General features: G+C 61.3%; 19 protein-coding genes. 4 read left to right on the top strand and 15 right to left on the bottom strand.

Going from position 1 to position 21311, the window contains the following annotated elements; genetic code table 11:
- Positions 1-59: 59 nt before the first annotated feature.
- The 7 genes from HB680_RS08030 to HB680_RS08000 form a co-directional block, all read right to left on the bottom strand.
- Positions 60-617 (bottom strand): phosphonate degradation HD-domain oxygenase, encoded by a 558-nt coding sequence (locus HB680_RS08030; protein ID WP_213937965.1) that lies wholly within the window; start codon positions 615-617, stop codon positions 60-62.
- Complete coding sequence (locus HB680_RS08025; RefSeq protein ID WP_213937964.1) at positions 617-1750, bottom strand: TIGR03364 family FAD-dependent oxidoreductase; 1134 nt, start codon at positions 1748-1750, stop codon at positions 617-619. The genes HB680_RS08030 and HB680_RS08025 overlap by 1 nt, the downstream gene beginning before the upstream one ends.
- A 145-nt stretch (positions 1751-1895) precedes the next feature.
- Positions 1896-2921, bottom strand: a complete 1026-nt coding sequence (locus HB680_RS08020) for a putative 2-aminoethylphosphonate ABC transporter substrate-binding protein (RefSeq protein ID WP_213937963.1) — start codon at positions 2919-2921, stop codon at positions 1896-1898.
- A 36-nt stretch (positions 2922-2957) separates the two neighbouring features.
- Entirely contained in the window at positions 2958-4682 is a 1725-nt protein-coding gene (locus HB680_RS08015) for a putative 2-aminoethylphosphonate ABC transporter permease subunit (protein ID WP_213937962.1), read from the bottom strand.
- The gene (locus HB680_RS08010) at positions 4682-5758 is read right to left on the bottom strand and encodes a putative 2-aminoethylphosphonate ABC transporter ATP-binding protein (protein WP_213937961.1); all 1077 of its coding nucleotides are present in this window, start codon (positions 5756-5758) and stop codon (positions 4682-4684) included. Before HB680_RS08010 ends, HB680_RS08015 begins: the two co-directional genes overlap by 1 nt.
- A gap of 224 nt (positions 5759-5982) precedes the next feature.
- Positions 5983-6846 carry a LysR family transcriptional regulator gene (locus HB680_RS08005; protein WP_008026094.1) on the bottom strand — a complete coding sequence of 288 codons (864 nt, stop codon included), beginning with the start codon at positions 6844-6846 and terminating at the stop codon, positions 5983-5985.
- Positions 6847-6861: 15 nt separating this feature from the next.
- Entirely contained in the window at positions 6862-9132 is a 2271-nt protein-coding gene (locus tag HB680_RS08000; RefSeq protein ID WP_213937960.1) for a heavy metal translocating P-type ATPase, read from the bottom strand.
- An 86-nt stretch (positions 9133-9218) separates the two neighbouring features.
- On the opposite strand from HB680_RS08000, the gene cadR reads away from it, so the two are divergent.
- Complete coding sequence (gene cadR, locus HB680_RS07995) at positions 9219-9668, top strand: Cd(II)/Pb(II)-responsive transcriptional regulator (RefSeq protein ID WP_213937959.1); 450 nt, start codon at positions 9219-9221, stop codon at positions 9666-9668.
- 131 nt (positions 9669-9799) lie between these two features.
- On the opposite strand, the gene HB680_RS07990 is transcribed toward cadR, so the two are convergent.
- The 3 genes from HB680_RS07990 to HB680_RS07980 all read right to left on the bottom strand — a co-directional run bounded on the left by HB680_RS07990 (position 9800) and on the right by HB680_RS07980 (position 12500).
- Positions 9800-10771, bottom strand: a complete 972-nt coding sequence (locus HB680_RS07990) for a thymidylate synthase (protein WP_213937958.1) — start codon at positions 10769-10771, stop codon at positions 9800-9802.
- A gap of 50 nt (positions 10772-10821) precedes the next feature.
- Positions 10822-11634 (bottom strand): prolipoprotein diacylglyceryl transferase, encoded by an 813-nt coding sequence (gene lgt, locus HB680_RS07985; protein WP_213937957.1) that lies wholly within the window; start codon positions 11632-11634, stop codon positions 10822-10824.
- Between the two features lie 83 nt (positions 11635-11717).
- Positions 11718-12500 (bottom strand): sulfite exporter TauE/SafE family protein, encoded by a 783-nt coding sequence (locus HB680_RS07980; RefSeq protein WP_054044506.1) that lies wholly within the window; start codon positions 12498-12500, stop codon positions 11718-11720.
- A gap of 136 nt (positions 12501-12636) precedes the next feature.
- On the opposite strand from HB680_RS07980, the gene HB680_RS07975 reads away from it, so the two are divergent.
- The gene (locus HB680_RS07975) at positions 12637-13383 is read left to right on the top strand and encodes an NRDE family protein (protein ID WP_213937956.1); all 747 of its coding nucleotides are present in this window, start codon (positions 12637-12639) and stop codon (positions 13381-13383) included.
- A 129-nt stretch (positions 13384-13512) separates the two neighbouring features.
- Here the strand turns inward: HB680_RS07975 and ptsP are convergent, their stop codons facing one another.
- Both ptsP and HB680_RS07965 read right to left on the bottom strand, forming a co-directional pair.
- Complete coding sequence (ptsP, locus tag HB680_RS07970) at positions 13513-15792, bottom strand: phosphoenolpyruvate--protein phosphotransferase (RefSeq protein ID WP_213937955.1); 2280 nt, start codon at positions 15790-15792, stop codon at positions 13513-13515.
- A 22-nt stretch (positions 15793-15814) separates the two neighbouring features.
- A complete protein-coding gene (locus tag HB680_RS07965) occupies positions 15815-16294 on the bottom strand; it encodes an RNA pyrophosphohydrolase (protein WP_007897732.1) in 480 nt (159 codons plus the stop codon).
- Between the two features lie 143 nt (positions 16295-16437).
- Between HB680_RS07965 and HB680_RS07960 the strand changes: the two genes are divergently transcribed.
- Entirely contained in the window at positions 16438-17094 is a 657-nt protein-coding gene (locus HB680_RS07960; protein ID WP_213937954.1) for an HAD family hydrolase, read from the top strand.
- Between the two features lie 121 nt (positions 17095-17215).
- On the opposite strand, the gene HB680_RS07955 is transcribed toward HB680_RS07960, so the two are convergent.
- Positions 17216-17641, bottom strand: coding sequence for a DUF2269 domain-containing protein (locus HB680_RS07955; protein ID WP_213937953.1), 426 nt, complete (start codon positions 17639-17641; stop codon positions 17216-17218).
- Positions 17642-17680: 39 nt separating this feature from the next.
- The gene (gene ilvA / locus HB680_RS07950) at positions 17681-19195 is read right to left on the bottom strand and encodes a threonine ammonia-lyase, biosynthetic (protein ID WP_213937952.1); all 1515 of its coding nucleotides are present in this window, start codon (positions 19193-19195) and stop codon (positions 17681-17683) included.
- Positions 19196-19487: 292 nt separating this feature from the next.
- Here ilvA and rpiA point away from each other — a divergent pair, with 292 nt between their 5' ends.
- A complete protein-coding gene (gene rpiA / locus HB680_RS07945; protein WP_123404076.1) occupies positions 19488-20162 on the top strand; it encodes a ribose-5-phosphate isomerase RpiA in 675 nt (224 codons plus the stop codon).
- A gap of 127 nt (positions 20163-20289) precedes the next feature.
- Here rpiA and HB680_RS07940 read toward each other — a convergent pair whose 3' ends face one another.
- Entirely contained in the window at positions 20290-21207 is a 918-nt protein-coding gene (locus HB680_RS07940) for an SdiA-regulated domain-containing protein (protein WP_213937951.1), read from the bottom strand.
- Between the last annotated feature and the right edge of the window lie 104 nt (positions 21208-21311).

The raw sequence follows: 21311 nt of genomic DNA, 5'->3' as shown, positions 1-21311 counted from the left end.
ATGCATTCCAAATGTGGGAGCGGGCTTGCTCGCGAAGGCAGCGACTCGGTCTGGTGGTCCTACGCCACCAACAACCGCAACGCCTTTTCCTTCAGGATGCCCAGATCCATCACCGGCACCCACATCTCCTTGGCCAGCTCATCCCACTGCCGCATGCGCAAACTGACCTTACACAAAGGGTCCCGCTCGAACGCCTCAGCCTCCGCCACCGTCATCACCCCGCCCTGATACTCCAACGTCCGGCGACTGGCTTCGCTCAACCGCTCGTAGTACCCCGGCTCTTTGAGCGTCAGATACCGCTTGGCCTGTACGTGGTATTCCACCAGCCGCGCCATGCGTTCGCTGAACCCGGCGCGCCGCAAATAATCCGCACCGAGACGCTCATGGCTGACCACGCCGAAACCGTCCATGTTCTCGGCGTTCTCGGCGCAGATATGCCCGATGTCATGAAAGAACGCTGCCAACACCACTTCATCGTCGAAGCCTTCGGCCATGGCCCGTTCGGCGGCCTGGGACATGTGCTCGATCTGCGACACCGGCTCGCCGATGTAATCGCTGTCGCCAAAGCGCTCGTACAGGGCGAACACCTCGTCGACCACTCGCTCCACACTCGCCATCACGCTTCTCCCAATAACAGCGCAACGTTGCGCTCGGCCATCGCCGGCCCGACGCTCATGCCTACGCCGGTGTGCATCAGTGCCACGCTCACGCCGGGTTGCGGACGCAGGAACGAGAACGGTCCCGGCCCCTTCGAGCCGTAGACACCCTGCCAACGCTCGATTACCTGAATCCCGCAGCCCAAGGTTTGTTCAGCCAGTTCGATCATCCAGTCGTCCACTTGCTCGGCGTTGAACGGTGACGGATCGCGGCCGTAATGGTGGGAGTCGCCGATGATCAACTCACCATACGGCGTCGGGCTGATCAGCAAGTGAATGCCGTTTTCGTGCAAATGAGGTTCGTCACGCAGAATCTGCGCCTGCACCGCGGCGGCTTCCGGCAGGTCGGCAAATGCGCCGTAGTGCACGCAACTCAATCCGGTGAGCAACGCGTGTTGCAGATTCAGATCGATCTGCGGCCGGGCGCGGAGCATTTGCAGGCGGCAGATTTGCGGGTTGAGCGCGGCAATCGGCTCGGCCAGCAAGGTTTGATAATCATGGCCGGAGCAGACGATGATCTGCTCGGCACTGAAGCGGCCGGCGGTGCTGTGCAAACGGCCGGGCTCAATGTCGCGCACCAGGGTGGAAAAGTGGAACTCGACGCCCAACTCTCGGCGCAGGTAGTTGATCAACTGCGGAATCGCTTCGCGGGAATACAGTTGCTGATCGTCCATGCCGTGCAACGCGGCGCGGTGATGGCTGAACTGACCACCGTACATATCCCGCAACGCAGCACCGCGCAGCAGTTCGACGTTGTAGTTGTGCTCCACGGCGCGGCCGTTACAAAAGGCTTGCAGCAGGTGTTCTTCGGCTTCGGTGCGGGCGAACAGGTACGAGCCGTTGCGCTTGAGTTGCAGGCCGGCGACGTTGGCCCAATGGCCCCAGATGTCGCGGCTGGCCTTGGCCAGTTCGAGCATCGGGCCCGGTGGCTGGCCGGTGACCAAGGCCTGACCGAAGTTGCGCACCGAGGCGCCCAAAGGCGTTTCGCTGCGCTCGAAAACCGTGACCTTGAGGCCGCGTCTGGCGGCGGCGTAGGCGTGGGACAGGCCGAGGATCCCGGCGCCGACGATGAGCATGTCGTTGTGTTGAGTCATTGAAAACTGTCCTGAATGACAGACCGCTTTCGCGAGCAAGCCCGCTCCCACAGGGGTTTGTGGTGATTCACAAATCTTCACCAACCCACTGATCCAATGTGGGAGCGGGCTTGCTCGCGAAGAGGCCCGATCAGCCTACGAAGATTTACTTGGCAACCACTTTCTCGGACTTGCCGTCATACCGCTTGCGCCACTCGGTCAAGATCTCGTCACGATTCTTCGAGGCCCAGGCAAAGTCGTTCTTGATCAAGCGCTGCTCGTAATCCGCCGGCAATTCGGTCTGCGGCTTGGCGATACCAGGCTGAGCGAGAACCGCGAAGTTCTCTTTATAAAGCTCCATCGCCGCCGGGCTGGCCGAGAAGTCAGCTAGTTTCTTGGCTGCGTCTTCGTGGGGCGTGCCCTTGATCACGGCGGTGGCTTCGATCTCCCAGCCCAAACCTTCTTTCGGCAGGATGATGTCCAGCGGCGCGCCCTGGCGTTTCAACTGCACCGCCGGGTATTCGAAGGAAATACCAATCGGGAACTCACCGGAGGCCGCGAGTTTGCAGGGTTTGGAACCGGAGTGAACGTACTGGCCGATGTTCTGGTGCAGGCCATCCATGTAGGCCCAGCCCTGCTTCTCGCCGAAGGTTTGCAGCCAGGCGCTGACGTCGAGGAAACCGGTGCCAGACGAGGCCGGGTTGGGCATGACGATCTTGCCTTTGTACTCAGGCTTGGTCAGGTCCTGCCAGCTCACGGGTTTGCTCAGGCCCTGCTTCTCGGCTTCGACGGTGTTGAAGCAGATGGTCGCGGCCCACACGTCCATGCCGACCCAGGCTGGCGGGTTCGCGGCGTCGCGGTAGTTGCCGCCGATCTTGCCCAGGTCCTTCGGCGCGTAGCTTTGCAGCATGCCTTGCTGATCGAGGATCGCCAGGCTCGACGCTGCCAGGCCCCATACCACATCGGCTTGTGGGCGTTCTTTCTCGGCCAGCAGCTTGGCGGTGACGATCCCGGTGGAGTCACGCACCCACTTGATCTCGATGTCCGGGTTGGCCTTTTCGAAGGCGTCCTTGTAGGTCTTCAGTTGCTCGGCTTCGAGGGCGGTGTACACCGTCAACTCGGTTTTCGCCGCGAAGGCGTTCAGGCTGAAAGCGGTGAGGACAGCAGCGGCCAGGGCCAAAGGCTTGAACATGATCGATTTCCTGTTGAGTTGAGAGGGTGGAACAAATCAGTTGCCAGGCGCGGTCTGCCGCCAGGCCTGGGAGCGGTGCAGCAAACCGCGCGAAGCCCAGGCCAGCAGCAGGGACACGCCCGCCGAGGTGAACAGAATCAGGGTCGACATCGCCGCCGCGCCGCCAACGTTGCCGGCGTCGTCCATGTTCAGCACCGCCACCGCCGCGAGAATGGTGTCGGGGCTGTAGAGGAAGATCGCCGCCGAAACAGTGGTCATGGCCGAGACGAACAGGTAGCGCACGATGTCCAGCAGCGCCGGCAGGCAGATCGGCACGGTGACCCGCAGGTAATGCCGATACAGCGGCGCCTTGAGCGACAGCGCGGCGGCTTCGAACTCGGCGTCGAGCTGGCGCAGCGCGGTGGTGGCGGTCATTTGAGCGGTGGTCAAATAGTGAGCAATGGTGCAGACCACCAGCAGGGTCATGGTCCCGTAGAGCACATGCAGCGGATTGCCGTTGAGGTTGAAGAAGAAAACGTAACCCAGGCCCAGCACCAGGCCCGGCACCGCCATCGGCACGAAACTGAGCATGCGCAAGGTCAGATTGAGTCCGCGCTGGCCCTTGGTTTTTTCCATCAAGTAGGCGCCGGTGAAGATCAGCACGCTGCCGATCAACGCCGTGCACAACGCCATCTTCACGCTGTTGCCGTAGGCCAGCCAGCCGCCGCCCGCCGTTTCGTTGAACTGGTAATGGTTGAGCGACAGCGACAGGTTGTACGGCCAGAATTTCACCAGCGACGAGAACACCGCCATGCCGAACACCAGCAGCAACACCGCGCAGATCAGCAGCACAATCGCCAGGTAGCAAGCGTCCCGTAGCTTCGATGGCGCCGGGTTGAACACTTGTGCCCGGCCGCTCATGGAATCGCCATGACGTCGGCGCAGCCACGCATCGACCCCGAAGCTGACCAGTGCCGGCAGCAGCAGGACCATGCCGATCAACGCGCCGCGACCGAACTGTTGCTGGCCGACCACGGCTTTATAGGCTTCCAGCGCCAGCACTTGATAGTCGCCACCGACCACCACGGGCACGCCGAAGTCAGTGATGGTCAACGTGAATACCAGACAGAACGCAGCAAACACCGCCTGACGAGTCGCCGGCCAAGTGATACTGCGAAAGGCTTTTGCCGGACTGGCGCCCATGCTGGAGGCGGCATCGAACAGTCGCGCATCCGCTAACGAAAGCGCCGACAGAAGAATCATCAAGGCGTGTGGGAAGGTGTAGATCACCTCACCCAGAACAATGCCCCAGAAGCCGTAGATATTGTCCGAGAGCAGTCCGCGCAACATGCCCTGGTTGCCGAACAGGTAAACCAGCGCGATCCCCGGCAACATCGATGGCGCCATCAGCGGCAACAGCGACATCCCACGCCAGATCCCTTTGCCCGGAATCAATGTGCGTTGCAAGGCGTAGGCAAACAGGTAGGCCAGCGGTACGACGATGGCTGCGACGCTGAGGGAAACTTTCAGGCTGTTGCCAAGCAGCCAGTGGAAATTTTCGCTGGTCACCAGTTCACGGGCAGCCACCAGACCGCCGCCCTGCCCGGCTTCGGCGCTGAAACCGCGCCAGAAGATCGCCAGCAACGGCATCAACACCGCGACGCCCAACAACACCAGCAACAGCACTTTGCCGCCGATCACGAACACCCGGTCGCCGATTTCAGCGCGAGAGGTCTGCCGAGCCTGCTTGTGCGGTATCGGCAGCGCGAGGTTCGCGCTCATCAGGCAAACACCTGCAGGCTGCGCGGTGGCAAGGCGACCATGATCTGCTGGGCGCCGAGGCGCGGCATGGCTTCCGGCGCCAACTCAGCCAGCAACGGATGACCCGGCAGTTGATCGAGTTCGAAGCTCATGCGGCAACGATTGCCAAGGAAAGTGATTTCGCGAACCTTGGCCGGGAACAGGTTTTCTTCGTGCACCGGCGGGTTGACGTTGATCGCCTCCGGGCGGCAGAACAACCGGCCGGATGCGGTTTTGGCGCAGCCATCGGCCAAGCGCATGTTCATGCCGCCGACCTGGGCATGACTGTCGCTGCTGCGGCGGAACGGCAACCAATTGCCCTGGCCGACAAACTCCGCCACGAATGGCGTGGCCGGGCGGTCGTAGATTTCCTGCGGCGTGGCGTACTGCTCGACCTTGCCGTTGTTCATCACGGCGATGCGGTCGGCCATCAGCATCGCTTCGTCCTGATTGTGCGTGACCATCAACGTGGTAACGCCGAGGTTGCGCTGCAATTGGCGCAGTTCGGTGCACAGATGCTCGCGAACCCGGGCGTCGAGGGCCGACATCGGTTCGTCCAGCAGCAACAATGAAGGCGCCGGGGCCAGGGCGCGGGCCAGGGCCACCCGCTGTTGTTGGCCGCCAGACAACTGGCCGGGGTACTTTTTCTCACTGCCGAGCAGGCCGACCAGTTCCAGCATCTGACCGACACGCTTGCGCACTTCATCGCGACCACTGCCCGCGAGGCCGTAGGCAATGTTCGCTTCGACGGTCAGATTGGGAAACAGCGCGTAGGACTGGAACAGGATTCCGTAGTCCCGGGCTTGCGGCGCCAGGTGGGAAACGTCGCGATCGCCGAGGTACAACTCGCCGCTGTCCTGTTTCTCCAGCCCGGCGATGCAGCGCAGCAAGGTGGTTTTGCCACAACCCGACGGGCCCAGCAGACACACCAGCTCACCGGCCGCCACATCGAGGGAAACGTTATCCAGCGCGGTGAACGCGCCGAAGCGTTTCTGCACGCCGCGCACTTTCATGGGTGCGCCGGGGTTGGTCAGGGCAGTTGCGATCGAGTGGTTCATGGACAGACCTCATCAAGCAGATGAGGGTCATCCTAGGTTTGTAATGCGTCCGTCATGTGGCAGGGAGGCAAAAACGGCTGATAGTGGTATTCGGGGATTTGGGTTGGGGTCAGATGGTGCCTGAACTGACGCCTTCGCGAGCAAGCCCGCTCCCACATTTTGGAATGCGCTCCCCTGTGGGAGCGGGCTTGCTCGCGAAGAGGCCAGCACAGGTAACGCAGATGTCAGGCTGGCGCCATTTCCTGCGCCAACCCCAGAAACGCCGCCGGCAACCGAGCGCCCTTTCTTTCCTTGAGGCAGTACAAGTACTCCGGAATCTGCGGCGCATTTTCGATGGTCAGCACCCGCAATTGCGGATCATGGGGCACTTCCTGCCGCGCAATAATGCTGATCCCGATATTGCGCAGCACCGCTTCGCGAATCGACTCACGACTGCCAATCTCCAGCAACGGCCCGAAACTCACCCCCGCACTGGCCAGCAATTCTTCAGTCAGCCGCCGCGTGGTCGAGCCCGACTCGCGCATCAACAAGGTATGCCCGGCCAATGCACTGAGCGGCACGTGATCGTGCACCGCCAACGGATGATTACGATGCACCGCCAGCACCAGCGGATCGCTGCCGAGCACCCTGCGGATCAGCCGCGCATCGTCGAGCAACTGCGAAGACGCGGCGACATCCACCCGGTAATCCTCCAGCGCTTCAAGCACTTGCTGGGAGTTGCCGATTTCCACCGACACTTCCACCTGGGGCAAACGCTCGCGGAAGGTCTTCACCAGGTCGAGAATGTAATACGGTGCCGTGGCGGCGATGCGCAGCGTGCCCTGGACCTGGCCGCTGTTGCGCAGGAAAAACTCGATGTCGGCTTCCTGCTGCAACAGCGTCTTGACCATCGGCAGCAGCCGCGCGCCTTCGTCGCTGACGCTGAGGCGGCGGCCGCCACGGTAGAACAGCTCAACCGAATACTGGCTTTCCAGGTTGCGAATCTGAGTCGTCACGGTGGGCTGGCTCAGGCCAAGCTTCTTCGCCGCCAGGGTAATGCTGCCCAGGCGGGCCACCATGTAAAACGCCTTCAGCTCGGCACTCAGCACACCCGATCCTCATCCTTATTTGCGCAACAGGCGCAAACCGTTGAACACCACCAACAGGCTCACGCCCATGTCGGCGAACACCGCCATCCACATGGTGGCGATCCCGGCGAAGGTTACCCCAAGAAAGATCACCTTGATGACCAAAGCGAGGGCGATGTTCTGTTTCAGGATGCTCGATGTCTGCCGCGACAGGCGAATAAAGGTCGGAATCTTGCGTAGATCGTCATCCATCAGGGCGACATCGGCGGTCTCGATGGCCGTATCGGTGCCCGCTGCGGCCATGGCGAAACCGATTTCCGCCCGCGCCAGCGCCGGAGCGTCGTTGATACCGTCGCCGACCATGCCGACGTTATGGCCTTTCGCATAAAGGGCTTCGATGGCTTGCAGCTTGTCAGTCGGCAGCAGGTCGCCCTTGGCCTCGTCGATGCCGACTTGTGCGGCAATCGCCTGGGCGGTGTGGACGTTGTCGCCAGTGAGCATCAGGGTTTTGATGCCCAGGTCGTGGAGTTGTTGGATCGCTTCGCGGCTGGATTCCTTGACCGTATCGGCCACGGCGAACAGCGCCAACGGGCCGGACGCGTCGAGCAGCAGCACCACGGATTTGCCCTGCTTTTCCAGGGCGAACAGCTTCTCTTCCAGCTCCGGCGAACAAAGGTTCAGCTCTTCCACCAGACGATGGTTGCCCAAGTGGTAGACCTTACCGTTGACCTCGCCGCGCACACCACGACCGGCCAGGGCTTCGAAGTTATCCACAGCCAGCGGCGCGAATTGTTTATCCACAGCCGCGTTGGCGATGGCCAGCGACACCGGGTGATCGGAACGACCGGCCAACGCTGCCGCAATGGCGGGTGCTGTTTCATCAGCAGTCGGGTCGAGGGACAGGTAGTCGGTCTGCACCGGTTTGCCGTGGGTGATGGTGCCGGTCTTGTCCAAGGCCAGGTAATCCAGCTTGTAACCGCCCTCCAGATAAACACCGCCCTTGACCAGAATCCCTTTGCGCGCCGCCGCCGCGAGGCCGCTGACGATGGTCACCGGCGTGGAAATCACCAGCGCACACGGACAAGCCACCACCAGCAATACCAGCGCCCGGTAGATCCAGTCGAACCATACGGCCCCCATGAACAGCGGCGGAATCACCGCCACGACCAACGCGAGGACGAACACCGCCGGGGTGTAGATTTTCGAAAACTGGTCCACGAAACGTTGGGTCGGTGCCCGTGCGCCCTGAGCTTGTTCCACGGCGTGGATAATCCGCGCCAGGGTCGAGTTGTTGGCCGCAGCGGTCACGCTGTATTCCAGCGAGCCGGCCTGGTTGATGGTGCCGGCGAAGACTTTATCGCCCACCGTTTTCTCGATCGGCAGGCTTTCGCCGGTGATCGGCGCCTGATCGATGGTGGACGTGCCCGATACGACTTCACCGTCGAGGCCGATGCGCTCGCCCGGACGGACGCGAACTCTCGCACCCAGTTCGATGCCTTTGACGTCTTGTTCGACCCAACTGCCATCGGCCTGCTGCACCGTGGCCTGTTCCGGGGTCATCTGCATCAGCCCGCCGATGGCGTTGCGCGCACGGTCCAGGGATTTGGCTTCGATCAACTCAGCCACGGTGAACAGGAACATCACCATCGCCGCTTCCGGCCATTGGCCGATCAGGATCGCGCCGGTTACCGCGATGCTCATCAACGCGTTGATGTTCAAGTTGAGGTTCTTGAGGGCGATCCAGCCTTTCTTGTACGTGGTCAAGCCGCCGCTGAGGATCGAAATCAGTGCGATGATCGCCACGACCCAGTTCGGCGCGGCGTTGGTGAAGTGGATGACTTCAGCCGCCAATGCACCCACGCCGGACAGCGCCAGTGGCCACCAGTGTTTTTTCTCGGGAACTGGCGCTGGCGTTTCGACGCCCTGCTCCATCGGCTCGGCGACCATGCCCAGTGACTTGATCGCTTCGATGATAGGCGCAGTATTTGGCAGGTCGTGGGTCACGCCCAACACCCGGTTGATCAGGTTGAACTCCAGCTGCTGGACGCCGGTCAATTTTCCGAGTTTGTTCTGAATCAGCGTCTGTTCGGTCGGGCAGTCCATCGCGTCGATGCGGAAATTGCTCAGCCGTGCGCCTGCCGTTGGGGTTTCACTCAACTTGATCAGCGACGGTGCCGCCACTTTTGAGGAACAGCAGGAATCCCCATGGCCGCCATGGTCGTGCTTCTTCTGCACAGGCTGCAGCTTGTGGCTGTGATCGTGATCATGCCCGTCTTCGGGTTTGTGAATGTGAAGGGAATCGCTCATCGGGTCGCGTCCAGGAAAGGTGCCTGTTGCCAAGTAAAGACCCTGTAGCCACTATAGGGTCAAGCAACCTTTTGGAGATTGTCGCGATGAAGATCGGAGAACTGGCCAAACTGACTGACTGCGCGGTGGAAACCATCCGCTATTACGAGCGCGAAAACCTGCTGCCAGAGCCGGCCCGCAGCGATGGCAACTACCGCGTCTACACCCAGGCCCACGCCGAACGCCTGACGTTTATCCGCAACTGCCGCACTCTCGACATGACCCTCGAAGAAATCCGCAGCCTGCTGACCCTGCGCGACAGCCCGCAGGACCAGTGCGAAAGCGTCAACGCGCTGATCGACGAACACATCCATCACGTAAAGGCCCGGATCGACGGTTTACTGGCCTTGCAGACACAACTGCTCGACCTGCGCCAACGCTGCGGCGAAGGGCCGGATATCGATCAATGCGGGATTTTGCAGCGCTTGGAAGTGAGTGGCGGGGTTGTTGCGACAGAGGTTGAGCATTCACATGTAGGACGCAGCCACGGCCATTAACCCCCCCCAAAAAACCTGTAGGAGCTGCCGAAGGCTGCGATCTTTTGATCTTGGCAATGCCAAAGCCGCCGAAAATCAAGATCAAAAGATCGCAGCCTTCGGCAGCTCCTACAGGGGATCGGCGCGAGGCTTTAAACCGCCATCGGCGCCGTCATCGGTGCATGGTGCTGATAACCCTCAAGCGAAAAGTCGCTCGGCTCGATCAACTCCAGCCATTCCGGCTGGTACACGCCCGTCTCGGCAAACGCCGGCACTCGATCACTGATCACCAGTTTCGGCATCGGGAACGGCTCGCGGGTGAGCTGTTCATTGAGCATGTCCAGGTGGTTTTCGTAGACGTGGGCATCACCGATGAAATAGGTGAACCAGCGCGGCGTGTAGCCGGTCAGGCGCCCGATCAGGCTCAGCAGCGCGGCGCCTTCGGTGAGGTTGAACGGCGTGCCCAGGCCCAGGTCGTTGGAGCGGATGTAGAGGGTCAAAGAAATCTCTTTGGTCTCGACATTCGGGTGGAACTGGTACAGCAAGTGGCACGGCGGCAGGGCCATTTCATCGAGTTGCGCGACGTTCCAGCCGTGGAACAGGATGCGGCGGCTGCCCGGGTCTTTGATGATGGTGTCGACGCATTGGCGGATCTGGTCGATCGCCTTGTACAACACCACGTAGGCCTGGCCGTCTTCTTCGCCTTCGGCAATCTGGCGGTAGCCCTGCTTCAAGGTCTGCTCGATGGCGGCCGGGTTGCTGACCGGAATCTGCTTGTACGCCGGCCATTTGCGCCATTGCACGCCGTAAATTTCGCCGAGGTCGTCTTCACCCTGACGGAACGGGTTGGCCAGCCACTGCGCGTTTTCGTTGGCGTTCTGGTCCCAGACCTTGCAGCCCAGCGCGCGGAATTCGGCGGCGTTGTTCACGCCCCGCAGGAAACCGCACATTTCGCCGATGGCCGATTTGAAGGCCATTTTGCGGGTGGTGATCGCCGGAAAGCCTTCCTTCAGGTCATAACGCAGCATCGCGCCAGGGAAGCTGATGGTGTTGACGCCGGTGCGGTTGGCCTGTTTGGTGCCGTTCTTGATGACGTGGGCCACCAGATCGAGATATTGCTTCATGAGTTACCTGTGTCCTTGAACCCGGGAGCCGTCGCCCCCGGGATTCGAATTTATACCGCCGCCGCTGGCGCCGCCGGGGCGCGATGATACGCCAGCCAGATCAGGAACAGACCGGCGAGCACCATCGGTACGCACAGCACCTGACCCATGGTCAGCCAGCCCCAGGCCAGATAGCCCAGTTGCGCGTCCGGCACGCGGACGAATTCGACGATGAAACGGAAGATGCCGTAGAACAGCGTGAACATCCCGGACACCGCCATGGTCGGCCGCGGCTTGCGCGAGAACAACCAGAGGATCAGGAACAGCGCCACACCTTCCAGCGCAAATTGATACAGCTGCGACGGGTGACGCGGCAACTGCGCCGGGTCGCTGAACGCCGGGAAAACCATCGCCCACGCCACGTCGGTCGGCTTGCCCCACAACTCAGCGTTGATGAAGTTGCCGATACGCCCGGCGCCCAGGCCGATCGGCACCATCGGTGCAACGAAGTCCATCAACTGGAAGAACGACTTGTTGTTCTTTTTACCGAACCACAACGCCGCCAGCATCACGCCGATAAACCCGCCGTGGAACGACATGCCGCCCTTCCACACCTCGAAAATCAGGGTCGGGTTGGCCAGGTACGCACTCAGATCGTAGAACAACACATAGCCCAGGCGGCCACCGACGATGACCCCCATCGACATCCAGAAGACCATGTCGGAGAGTTTCTCCTTGGTCCAGGTCGGGTCGAAGCGGTTCAGCCGACGGGACGCCAGCAGCCAGGCGCCGCCGATGCCGATCAGGTACATCAGACCGTACCAGTGGATTTTCAGCGGACCGATGGCCAGGGCCACCGGGTCGATCTGCGGGTAAGGCAGCATTGCGACTCCTCGTTAGAGTTGAAACCTTCAAAATTCCCGGGGGACGCTGCCACCTCAGGATTAAGCCAGGATTGTGCGGTGCGTCAGAGCAGGAAATTCAGCCCGACGCAGAACAGCAAAGCGGCGAACAGTCTTTTGAGCAAGCGCGGAGACAGATTGTGCGCCAGTCGCGCGCCGAAACGGGCGAAGAACATGCTGGTCAGGGCGATCCCCAGCAACGCCGGCAAATAAACAAAACCAAGACTATGGGCCGGCAGCAGCGGATCGTGCCAGCCCAGAATCATGAAAAATAATGCACTGGACACGGCAATTGGCAAGCCGCAGGCCGACGAAGTCGCCACCGCTTGTTGCATCGGCACGCTGCGCCAGGTCAGGAACGGCACGGTCAGCGAGCCGCCGCCAATCCCGAAAATCGCCGACGCCCAGCCAATCACACTGCCCGCCACGGTCAGACCGACTTTGCCCGGCACTGTTCGGCTGGCCTTGGGTTTGAAATCCAAAGCGAGCTGAACGGCGACGATCAGCGCGAATACGCCGATGATCTTCTGCAAATGCGGGCCGGAGATCGCCTCGGCGGTCAGCGCGCCGAAACCGGCGCCAATGAGAATGCCGAGGGTCATCCAGGCAAAAATCGGCCAGCGTACGGCACCGCGGCGATGATGCTCGCGGATCGCATTCACCGAGGTAAAAATGATCGTCGCCAGGGAGGTGCCGACCGCCAGGTGGGTGAGGATCGACGGATCGAAGCCCTGCAGTTTGAAACTGAACACCAGCACCGGGACGATGATGATCCCGCCGCCCACCCCGAACAGCCCGGCCAGCACGCCCGCACAGGCGCCCAGCGCCAGATAGAGCAGAAATTCCACGACCGTATCCCCGCGCATCCCCAAAAATAGGTGCGGCATGGTAACGGATGCATGGCCTCGGGCTCCACTACGTAAGGCGATGGATCGACGGGCGATGTCTGCGTAGAGTGAGCAAAAACACACTGGGACCACCTTAATGTGCCTGATTGTCTTTGCTTGGCGCCCGGGCCACGCCCAGCCGCTGATCGTGGCGGCCAACCGCGACGAGTTCTATGCCCGGCCTACCCAGCCCTTGGCGCAATGGCCCCACGCGCCGCACGTCCATGCCGGTCGGGACCTGGAAGCGGGCGGCACCTGGATCGGTGTCAGCGCCAACGGGCGCTTTGCGGCGCTGACCAATATTCGTGATCCTCATCAGCCGCCGTCACCCAGGTCTCGGGGTGAACTGGTCGCAGGTTTTCTCAGCGGAGAGATGTCGATTGATGACTATTTAGGCGATGTTGTCAGCCGTTCGCGGGAATATGCCGGGTTTAACCTGCTGGTCGGCAATTCCAACGAGCTGTGGCACTTCAATGCCCGGGACACCGAGGCGGTGATGCTGGCACCCGGCGTGTATGGGTTGTCGAACGCGGGGCTGGATACGCCGTGGCCGAAAGTGCTCAAGGCCAAGGCTGCGTTGAGTGAACTGCTGGACGATCCTCGGCCCGAGGCGTTGTTGGCCATTTTGGGCGATTCGCAGACGGCGCCGTTAACGGAGCTGCCGGACACCGGGGTGGGATTGGCGACCGAGACGTTGTTGTCGAGTGTGTTTATTGCCAGTCCGACTTACGGGACAAGGGCGAGTACGGCGTTGATTGTTTCTGCGGATGGGTCGAGGGTGATGGTGGAGCGCAGTTTCGGGCCCTATGGCGGGCATCTGGGGGAAGTGGAGATCAGGGTTTAGATTTTTGGCGTATGTGAGGACGCCTTCGCGGGCAAGCCTCGCTCCTACCGGGTTCGCGTCGTACGCAATATCCGCGAACAACGCATAACTGTAGGAGCGAGGCTTGCCCGCGAAGAGGCCATCCGCCTTTTAGAGGGTCTTGACCGAAGCCGGATTGATCATCCGCGCCAACCCAAGGTTCTTCAGCGCCAACTGCAGCGAGCTGTGGATAACCTGCGGGTTGTCGATGGTCATCAACTCAGCGAGCAATTCCTTGGCCTTGCTCAGGTTGATCTGGCGCAGCATCCACTTCACCTTCGGCAAGTTGGTGGCGTTCATCGACAGGCTGTCGAAGCCCATCGCCATCAACAGCACCGCCGCGGCCGGGTCACCGGCCATTTCGCCGCAGATGCTCACCGGTTTGCCTTCGGCATGGGCGTCACGCACCACGTTCTGCAAAGCCTGAAGCACCGCCGGGTGCAGGTAGTCGTAGAGGTCGGCCACCCGAGGGTTGTTGCGGTCCACGGCCAGCAGGTACTGGGTCAGGTCGTTGGAACCGACCGACAGGAAGTCCACTTGCCGCGCCAGTTCCTTGGTCTGATACACCGCTGCCGGAATCTCGATCATCACGCCAATCGGCGGCATCGGCACGTCGGTGCCTTCGTCGCGGACTTCGCCCCAGGCCCGGTGAATCAGGTGCAGGGCTTCTTCGAGTTCGTGGATGCCGGAGATCATCGGCAGCAGGATCCGCAGATTGTTCAAGCCTTCGCTGGCCTTGAGCATCGCGCGGGTCTGGACCAGGAAGATTTCCGGGTGGTCGAGGGTGACGCGAATACCGCGCCAGCCGAGGAACGGGTTGTCTTCCTTGATCGGGAAGTACGACAGCGACTTGTCGCCGCCGATGTCCAGGCTGCGCATGGTCACCGGTTGCGGGTGAAACGCGGCGAGCTGCTCACGATAGATCGCCAGTTGCTCTTTTTCGCTCGGGAAGCGCTGGTTGATCATGAACGGCACTTCGGTGCGGTACAGGCCCACGCCTTCGGCGCCACGCTTCTGCGCCCGCGCCACGTCCGCCAGCAGGCCGGTGTTGACCCACAGCGGCATACGGTGGCCATCGAGGGTCACGCACGGCAAGTCCCGCAGCTTATCCAGCCCGAGGGACAGTTGTTTCTCTTCCTCGACCACTTCGGCGAACTGCTTGCGCAGCACGTCACTCGGGTTGGTGTAGACCTCGCCGTGGTAGCCGTCGACGATCATCTGGATGCCGTCGACCTTGGAATATGGCAGGTCGACCAGGCCCATCACCGTCGGGATGCCCATGGCCCGGGCCAGGATCGCGACGTGGGAGTTACCGGAACCAAGTACCGACACCAGGCCCACCAGCTTGCCTTCCGGCACCTCGCCGAGCATCGCCGGCGTCAGTTCTTCGCTGATCAGAATGGTGTTGTCGGGGTAGACCAGGGTCTGCTGACGCTCTTCCTGCAAGTAAGCCAGCAGGCGTCGACCGAGGTCCTTGACGTCCGAGGCGCGCTCACGCAGGTAGGCGTCGTCCATCAATTCGAAACGGTTGACGTGCTCAGTGACCACCTGGCGCAACGCGCCCTGGGCCCACTGGCCGGTCTTGATCACGGTGGTGATTTCGCTGCCCAGCGAGGCATCGTCGAGCATCATCAGGTAGACGTCGAACAGCGCGCGCTCTTCCGGGCGCAACTGGGTCGCGAGCTTGGCGGACAAGGCACGCATGTCGGCGCGCACGCCTTCGATGGCGGTCTTGAACAGCCCGAGTTCGTTGTCGATGTCGGTGATGGTCTTGTCCGGCACCACGTCCAGATCGGCGGGCGGCAGCATAACCACCGCCGTACCGACCGCCGCACCCGGCGAACCCGGCACGCCGACGAACTTGGCTTCCTGGATGCCTTTGCCCTGGCGGCCCAGGCCACGGATCGAACCGGTGGCCTCGGCGTGAGCGATCACGCCCGCCAGTTGCGCGCTCATGGTCACGAGGAAGGCTTCTTCACCTTCATCGAACTGGCGGCGTTCTTTTTGCTGAATGACCAACACGCCGACGACGCGACGGTGGTGAATGATCGGCGCCCCGAGGAATGAGGCGTAGCGTTCTTCACCGGTCTCGGCGAAGTAACGGTAGCGCGGGTGATCCGCGGCGTTTTCGAGGTTCAGGGGTTCTTCACGCGTGCCGACCAGGCCAACCAGACCTTCGTTGGGTGCCATGCTGACTTTGCCGATCGAGCGCTTGTTCAAGCCCTCGGTGGCCATCAGCACAAAGCGGTTGGTTTCCGGGTCAAGCAGGTAGACCGAGCAGACCTGGCTGCCCATGGCCTCTTTGACGCGCAACACAATAATCCCCAACGCCGCCTTGAGATCCTTGGCGGAGTTAACTTCCTGGACGATCTTGCGCAGCGTATTGAGCATGGCTCGGGGTCGAACTCCGTCGTCAGTCGCGCGCTAAAAGGCGCGGGGCAAGCTCTTTGAGAGCGCGTCGATACACCTCGCGCTTGAATGTCACCACCTGGCCCAACGGATACCAATAGCTGACCCAGCGCCAGCCATCGAATTCCGGTTTACCGGTCAAATCCATCCGCACCCGCTGCTCATTGGAGATCAGGCGCAGGAGAAACCATTTCTGTTTCTGGCCGATGCACAGCGGTTGGCTGTGGGTACGGACCAGACGTTGCGGCAAACGATAGCGCAACCAGCCCCGGGTGCAGGCGAGAATTTCAACATCTTCGCGCTCCAGGCCGACTTCTTCGTTCAACTCGCGGTACAAGGCGTCTTCCGGCGTCTCCTGGGGGTTGATCCCTCCCTGTGGAAACTGCCAGGCATCTTGATTGATACGGCGAGCCCATAGCACCTGGCCGGCATCATTCGTGAGAATGATCCCGACATTGGGGCGGAAACCATCGGGGTCGATCACGGCAACAACCTCGCAAACGCATGTCGCCGCATTGTTCCACAAAGGTTGTGAGCGCAGCAACGAGCCGGCCTACCTTATGTGCACTCTTGTGAAAAGTACGTATTCTGGACGCCTTTCTACAGACTTTTCAGCGAGTAACTGCAATGCGCCTGGCTTTATTCGACTTGGACAACACGCTTTTGGGCGGTGACAGTGACCACGCCTGGGGCGATTACCTGTGCGAACGCGGCTTTCTCGATGCCGTGACGTACAAGGCGCGCAACGACGGGTTCTATCAGGATTACCTGGCGGGCAAGCTCGATCAGGCCGAGTACCTGAACTTCTGCCTGGAAATCCTCGGCCGTACCGAGATGGCCACCCTGGATCAATGGCATCTGGACTACATGCGCGATTGCATCGAACCGATCGTGCTGCCCAAGGCCATCGAACTGCTGGCCAAACACCGCGACGCCGGCGACAAACTGGTGATCATCACCGCCACCAACCGCTTCGTTACCGGGCCTATTGCCCAGCGCCTGGGCGTTGAAACCCTGATCGCCACCGAATGCGAAATGGTCGACGGCCGCTACAGCGGGCGCAGCACCGACATTCCGTGCTTCAAGGAAGGCAAGGTCACGCGGCTGAATCGTTGGCTGGAAGAGACCGGGTATTCGTTGGAAGACAGTTATTTCTACAGCGATTCGATAAATGATTTGCCGTTGCTGGAGCAGGTGGCGAATCCGGTGGCCGTGGACCCTGATCCTAACTTGCGCGCCGAAGCCGAGAAGCGTGGTTGGCCGGTGATGTCTCTGCGCGATTGATATCGCCTGTAGCAGCTGCCGAGGTACGAGGCTGCGTTGGGCTGCGCAGCGGCCCCCGGGGGCGGTCCTGCGGACACGCAACGCAGCCTCGTACCTCGGCAGCTGCTACACAGATTTCGCGCTAAACCGGCTTGGCGCCCATCAACCCCGCAATCGCGATAAAACAGACAAAACTGAACAACGCCAAGGCAAAGGTGAATTTCCCCACGCCACCCGGCGCCGTGCGCAGCTTGTTCAGCCGCACCAGCAACCAGAACCACGCCAGCGCCGCCACGGTGTAGAGCACGCTCGACGCCAGAATCCACGTCTGCCCCAGCGGCCACCCCACCAGATGCACCATCCACCAGCCGGTAAACGGCATGCTCAGCAATGCCAGACCCATCAATAGCCAGACGAACACCCGTGGCCGTTGCAGCGTACGACTGCCTGCCGTCGCATCGCCATGACGCCGCGCGCGCCAAACCCAGATCCCGAGGCCCAGCGCACTGGCCAGCAGCAACACCGTCGCCACCACATGCGCCATTTTCAGGGCAGTTAACGTTTCCATGGTTCGATTTCCTTATGACGTGCCCATCAGCGTAGCCGCTCAGCCGAGAAACAGTTTGTAGGCCGGGTTGTCGCTTTCATCCCAGTACGGGTAGCCGATTTCTTCCAGGGCCGCAGGCACCAGGTGACGTTCGTCGTGGGGCACTTGCAGGCCGGCGACCACACGGCCATCCGCCGCGCCGTGGTTGCGGTAGTGGAACATCGAGATGTTCCAGCGCCCGCCCAGTTTGTTGAGGAAGTTGAACAGCGCCCCCGGACGCTCCGGGAATTCGAAACGCAAAATCACTTCATCGACCACCTGCGCCGCGCGCCCACCGACCATATGGCGAATGTGCAACTTGGCCAGTTCGTTGTCGGTCAGGTCGAGCACCGGGAAACCTTGCTCGCTCAGGCTGGCGATCAGCGCACTGCGCGGGTCGTTATCCGGATGCGTCTGCACGCCCACGAAGATGTGCGCTTCGCTGCCGGTGTTGTAGCGGTAGTTGAATTCGGTGATCTGGCGCTTGCCGATGGCCTCGCAGAACGCCTTGAAGCTGCCCGGTTTCTCGGGGATGGTCACGGCGATGATGGCTTCGCGGCCCTCGCCCAGTTCGGCGCGTTCGGCAACGTGGCGCAGGCGATCGAAGTTGACGTTGGCACCGGAGTCGATAGCCACGAAGGTCTGGCCGGTGACGCCATTCAGGTCCACGTACTTCTTGATCCCGGCCACGCCCAAGGCACCGGCAGGCTCGGTGATCGAGCGGGTATCGTCGTAGATATCCTTGATCGCCGCGCAGATTTCGTCGGTGCTGACGGTGATCACTTCATCGACGTAGTCTTTGCAGATATCAAAGGTGTGCTGACCGATCTGCGCCACGGCCACGCCGTCGGCGAAGATGCCCACGGTCGGCAGAATCACCCGTTCGCCGGCGGCCATGGCGGCTTGCAGGCAATTGGAATCGTCCGGCTCGACGCCAATGATCTTGATTTCCGGGCGCAGGTATTTCACATACGCCGCGATGCCGGCGATCAGGCCACCGCCGCCCACCGGGACGAAAATCGCATCGAGACGGCCTGGGTGTTGGCGCAGGATCTCCATCGCGACCGTGCCCTGCCCGGCAATGGTGTGGGGATCGTCGTACGGATGGATGTAGACGTAGCCTTTTTCGTCGACCAGTTTCAGCGAGTAGGCCAGGGCTTCCGGGAACGAATCGCCGTGCAACACCACTTTGCCGCCACGGGAACGCACGCCTTCGACTTTGATTTCAGGCGTGGTCTTGGGCATGACGATGGTCGCTTTCACCCCCAACACCTTGGCCGCCAGGGCGAGGCCCTGCGCATGATTGCCCGCCGAGGCGGTCACCACGCCGCGCGCGCGTTCTTCATCGCTCAACTGGGTCAGCTTGTTGTAAGCGCCGCGAATCTTGAACGAGAACACCGGCTGCAAGTCTTCGCGCTTGAGCCAAATACTGTTGCCCAGCCGCTCGGAGAGCTGGCGAGCAGTCTGCAACGGGGTTTCTACGGCAACGTCATAAACGCGCGAGGTGAGGATCTTTTTGACGTACTGTTCGAGCATCGGAAAGCATCACTGAGCGGGTTGGGCAGGGCCAAGGAGTCTAACCCGGCTGTTGGGCGGGCGACCACACTTGTAGGAGCGAGGCTTGCCCGCGAACGCGATCCAAATGCCAACATTCATGCTGGATGTGACGGCCTCTTCGCGGGCAAGCCTCGCTCCTACAGGTCATCGTCACGGTTAGGGTTATGGGTGAGGTAACTGTCGCCACCTGCCAATCGGGCAATGACCTTCCCCGCCCCGAAGCCTATAATGCCGGCCTTTCCGTTCCCCCCTTGCCCGCTTCGGAGCCCGCATGACTCAGGATCAACTCAAACAGGCAGTGGCCCAGGCCGCCGTCGACTTCATCCTTCCGAAACTCGATGACAAGAGCGTCGTCGGCGTCGGCACCGGCTCCACCGCCAACTGCTTCATCGATGCACTGGCCAAGCACAAGGGCGCGTTCGATGGCGCCGTCGCCAGCTCCGAAGCCACCGCCGCGCGCCTCAAGGGCCACGGGATTCCGGTGTATGAACTGAACACCGTCAGCGACCTGGAGTTCTACGTCGACGGCGCCGATGAAAGCGACGAGCACCTGAACCTGATCAAGGGCGGCGGCGCGGCCCTGACCCGCGAGAAAATCGTCGCGGCCGTGGCCAAGACCTTCATCTGCATCGCCGACGGCAGCAAACTGGTGCCGGTGCTCGGCGCGTTCCCGCTGCCGGTGGAAGTGATCCCGATGGCCCGCAGCCACGTGGCCCGCGAATTGGTGAAACTGGGCGGCGACCCGGTTTACCGCGAGGGCGTGCTGACCGACAACGGCAACATCATCCTCGACGTGTTCAACATGCAGATCACCAACCCGGTGGAGCTGGAGACGCAGATCAATGCGATCGTCGGCGTGGTCACCAACGGTTTGTTCGCGGCGCGTCCGGCGGATTTGCTGTTGTTGGGAACGAGTGAAGGCGTCAAAACCCTGCGCGCCGAGTAGCCCGCCACACAGATAAACCTGTGGGAGCGGGCTTGCTCGCGAAGGCGGTGTGTCAGTCAGCATCATTGTTTGATGACACACCGCCTTCGCGAGCAAGCCCGCTACCACAGTTGTTTTGGGGTGTTGGTTAGTTTTGTGTGGGCTTTTTGAAGGTGTAGAACAGGTTCGGCTCACTGACGAGGTACAACGTGCCATCGTCGTCCATCGCAATCCCTTCCGCTTGCGGCACGGTCTTTTGCAGGCCCTGGCTCCCCTTGTTCAGGGACATCGTGCTCAGCGGTCGCCCGTCCACATCCAGCTCCATGATCAGCCGCGACTCATCGGACAACGCCATCAAGTGGCCGCTGCGCTCGTCGTATTGCAGGCTCGACAAGTCCCGAACAAACATCCCGGCATCGCGCTTGGGATTGTTGACGACGTGTACGGCGTAGGATTTCTCCGGGTTGTAATGCGGGAAGCCCTGCACTTCGTAGATCAGCATCGGGTCGCGCTCCTTGGCGACAAACAGCCGCTTGCCCACCGAGTCGTACGCCAACCCTTCAAACCCCTTGTTGCTGCTCATGTGCACGCCGAGGGTCATCTGCTCGGCGTCTGCGGCGTCGAGGAACGTCGTACCTTCCTCCAGGTGAATCTTGATCAACCGCTGCTGGCGTTCATCGCTGATCACGTAGGTGTCGGCGCTGATGAACTCCACGGCCTCCGGGTCGCCGAAACCGACTAACGAGACGCGCCGCAAGATCTTGCCGTCCAGAGACAGTTCGATCAGCTCGGAATTCTTGTTGGTCACGGTGAACAGGCTTTTACGCACCGGATCATAGGTCAGTGCCGAAACGTCATCGTCGAGCCCGTCGATCACGTGCGCCTCGATCACCACCCGATATTGATCCAAGCCAATGGAATGCTCACTGGCCGGCTGCCATAGCGTGTGCAGATTGAACCAGGCTCGCTCGAACAGACGCAGATACTGGCCCAGCGCGACGAGCGCGATCAACGCAATCACCGACAGGGTCAAAATCAGGGGTTTGGGGCGGGCAAGTCGACGCATTCAGGCAAGCTCGAAAACAGGGCGGGCGGATGAAATACCACGGCCATCTGAATTCAAGCTTAAAGCCTTCGACCGCGGTCCAGCAGGTTTACCCGAACGAGTGA

Origin of the sequence: Pseudomonas sp. dw_612 (assembly GCF_018449725.1) — a bacterium.
GTDB lineage: Bacteria > Pseudomonadota > Gammaproteobacteria > Pseudomonadales > Pseudomonadaceae > Aquipseudomonas.
Note: the sequence above shows the minus strand (reverse complement) of the source record. Positions and strands in the feature narration are given on the sequence as shown.

Bases quoted from the DNA above. Each gene is read 5' to 3' on its own strand.
- HB680_RS08030 (WP_213937965.1), bottom strand. From the start codon at position 617: ATGGCGAGTGTGGAGCGAGTGGTCGACGAGGTGTTCGCCCTGTACGAG.
- HB680_RS08025 (WP_213937964.1), bottom strand. From the start codon at position 1,750: ATGACTCAACACAACGACATGCTCATCGTCGGCGCCGGGATCCTCGGC.
- HB680_RS08020 (WP_213937963.1), bottom strand. From the start codon at position 2,921: ATGTTCAAGCCTTTGGCCCTGGCCGCTGCTGTCCTCACCGCTTTCAGC.
- HB680_RS08015 (WP_213937962.1), bottom strand. From the start codon at position 4,682: ATGAGCGCGAACCTCGCGCTGCCGATACCGCACAAGCAGGCTCGGCAG.
- HB680_RS08010 (WP_213937961.1), bottom strand. From the start codon at position 5,758: ATGAACCACTCGATCGCAACTGCCCTGACCAACCCCGGCGCACCCATG.
- HB680_RS08000 (WP_213937960.1), bottom strand. From the start codon at position 9,132: ATGAGCGATTCCCTTCACATTCACAAACCCGAAGACGGGCATGATCAC.
- cadR (WP_213937959.1), top strand. From the start codon at position 9,219: ATGAAGATCGGAGAACTGGCCAAACTGACTGACTGCGCGGTGGAAACC.
- HB680_RS07990 (WP_213937958.1), bottom strand. From the start codon at position 10,771: ATGAAGCAATATCTCGATCTGGTGGCCCACGTCATCAAGAACGGCACC.
- lgt (WP_213937957.1), bottom strand. From the start codon at position 11,634: ATGCTGCCTTACCCGCAGATCGACCCGGTGGCCCTGGCCATCGGTCCG.
- HB680_RS07975 (WP_213937956.1), top strand. From the start codon at position 12,637: ATGTGCCTGATTGTCTTTGCTTGGCGCCCGGGCCACGCCCAGCCGCTG.
- ptsP (WP_213937955.1), bottom strand. From the start codon at position 15,792: ATGCTCAATACGCTGCGCAAGATCGTCCAGGAAGTTAACTCCGCCAAG.
- HB680_RS07960 (WP_213937954.1), top strand. From the start codon at position 16,438: ATGCGCCTGGCTTTATTCGACTTGGACAACACGCTTTTGGGCGGTGAC.
- HB680_RS07955 (WP_213937953.1), bottom strand. From the start codon at position 17,641: ATGGAAACGTTAACTGCCCTGAAAATGGCGCATGTGGTGGCGACGGTG.
- ilvA (WP_213937952.1), bottom strand. From the start codon at position 19,195: ATGCTCGAACAGTACGTCAAAAAGATCCTCACCTCGCGCGTTTATGAC.
- rpiA (WP_123404076.1), top strand. From the start codon at position 19,488: ATGACTCAGGATCAACTCAAACAGGCAGTGGCCCAGGCCGCCGTCGAC.
- HB680_RS07940 (WP_213937951.1), bottom strand. From the start codon at position 21,207: ATGCGTCGACTTGCCCGCCCCAAACCCCTGATTTTGACCCTGTCGGTG.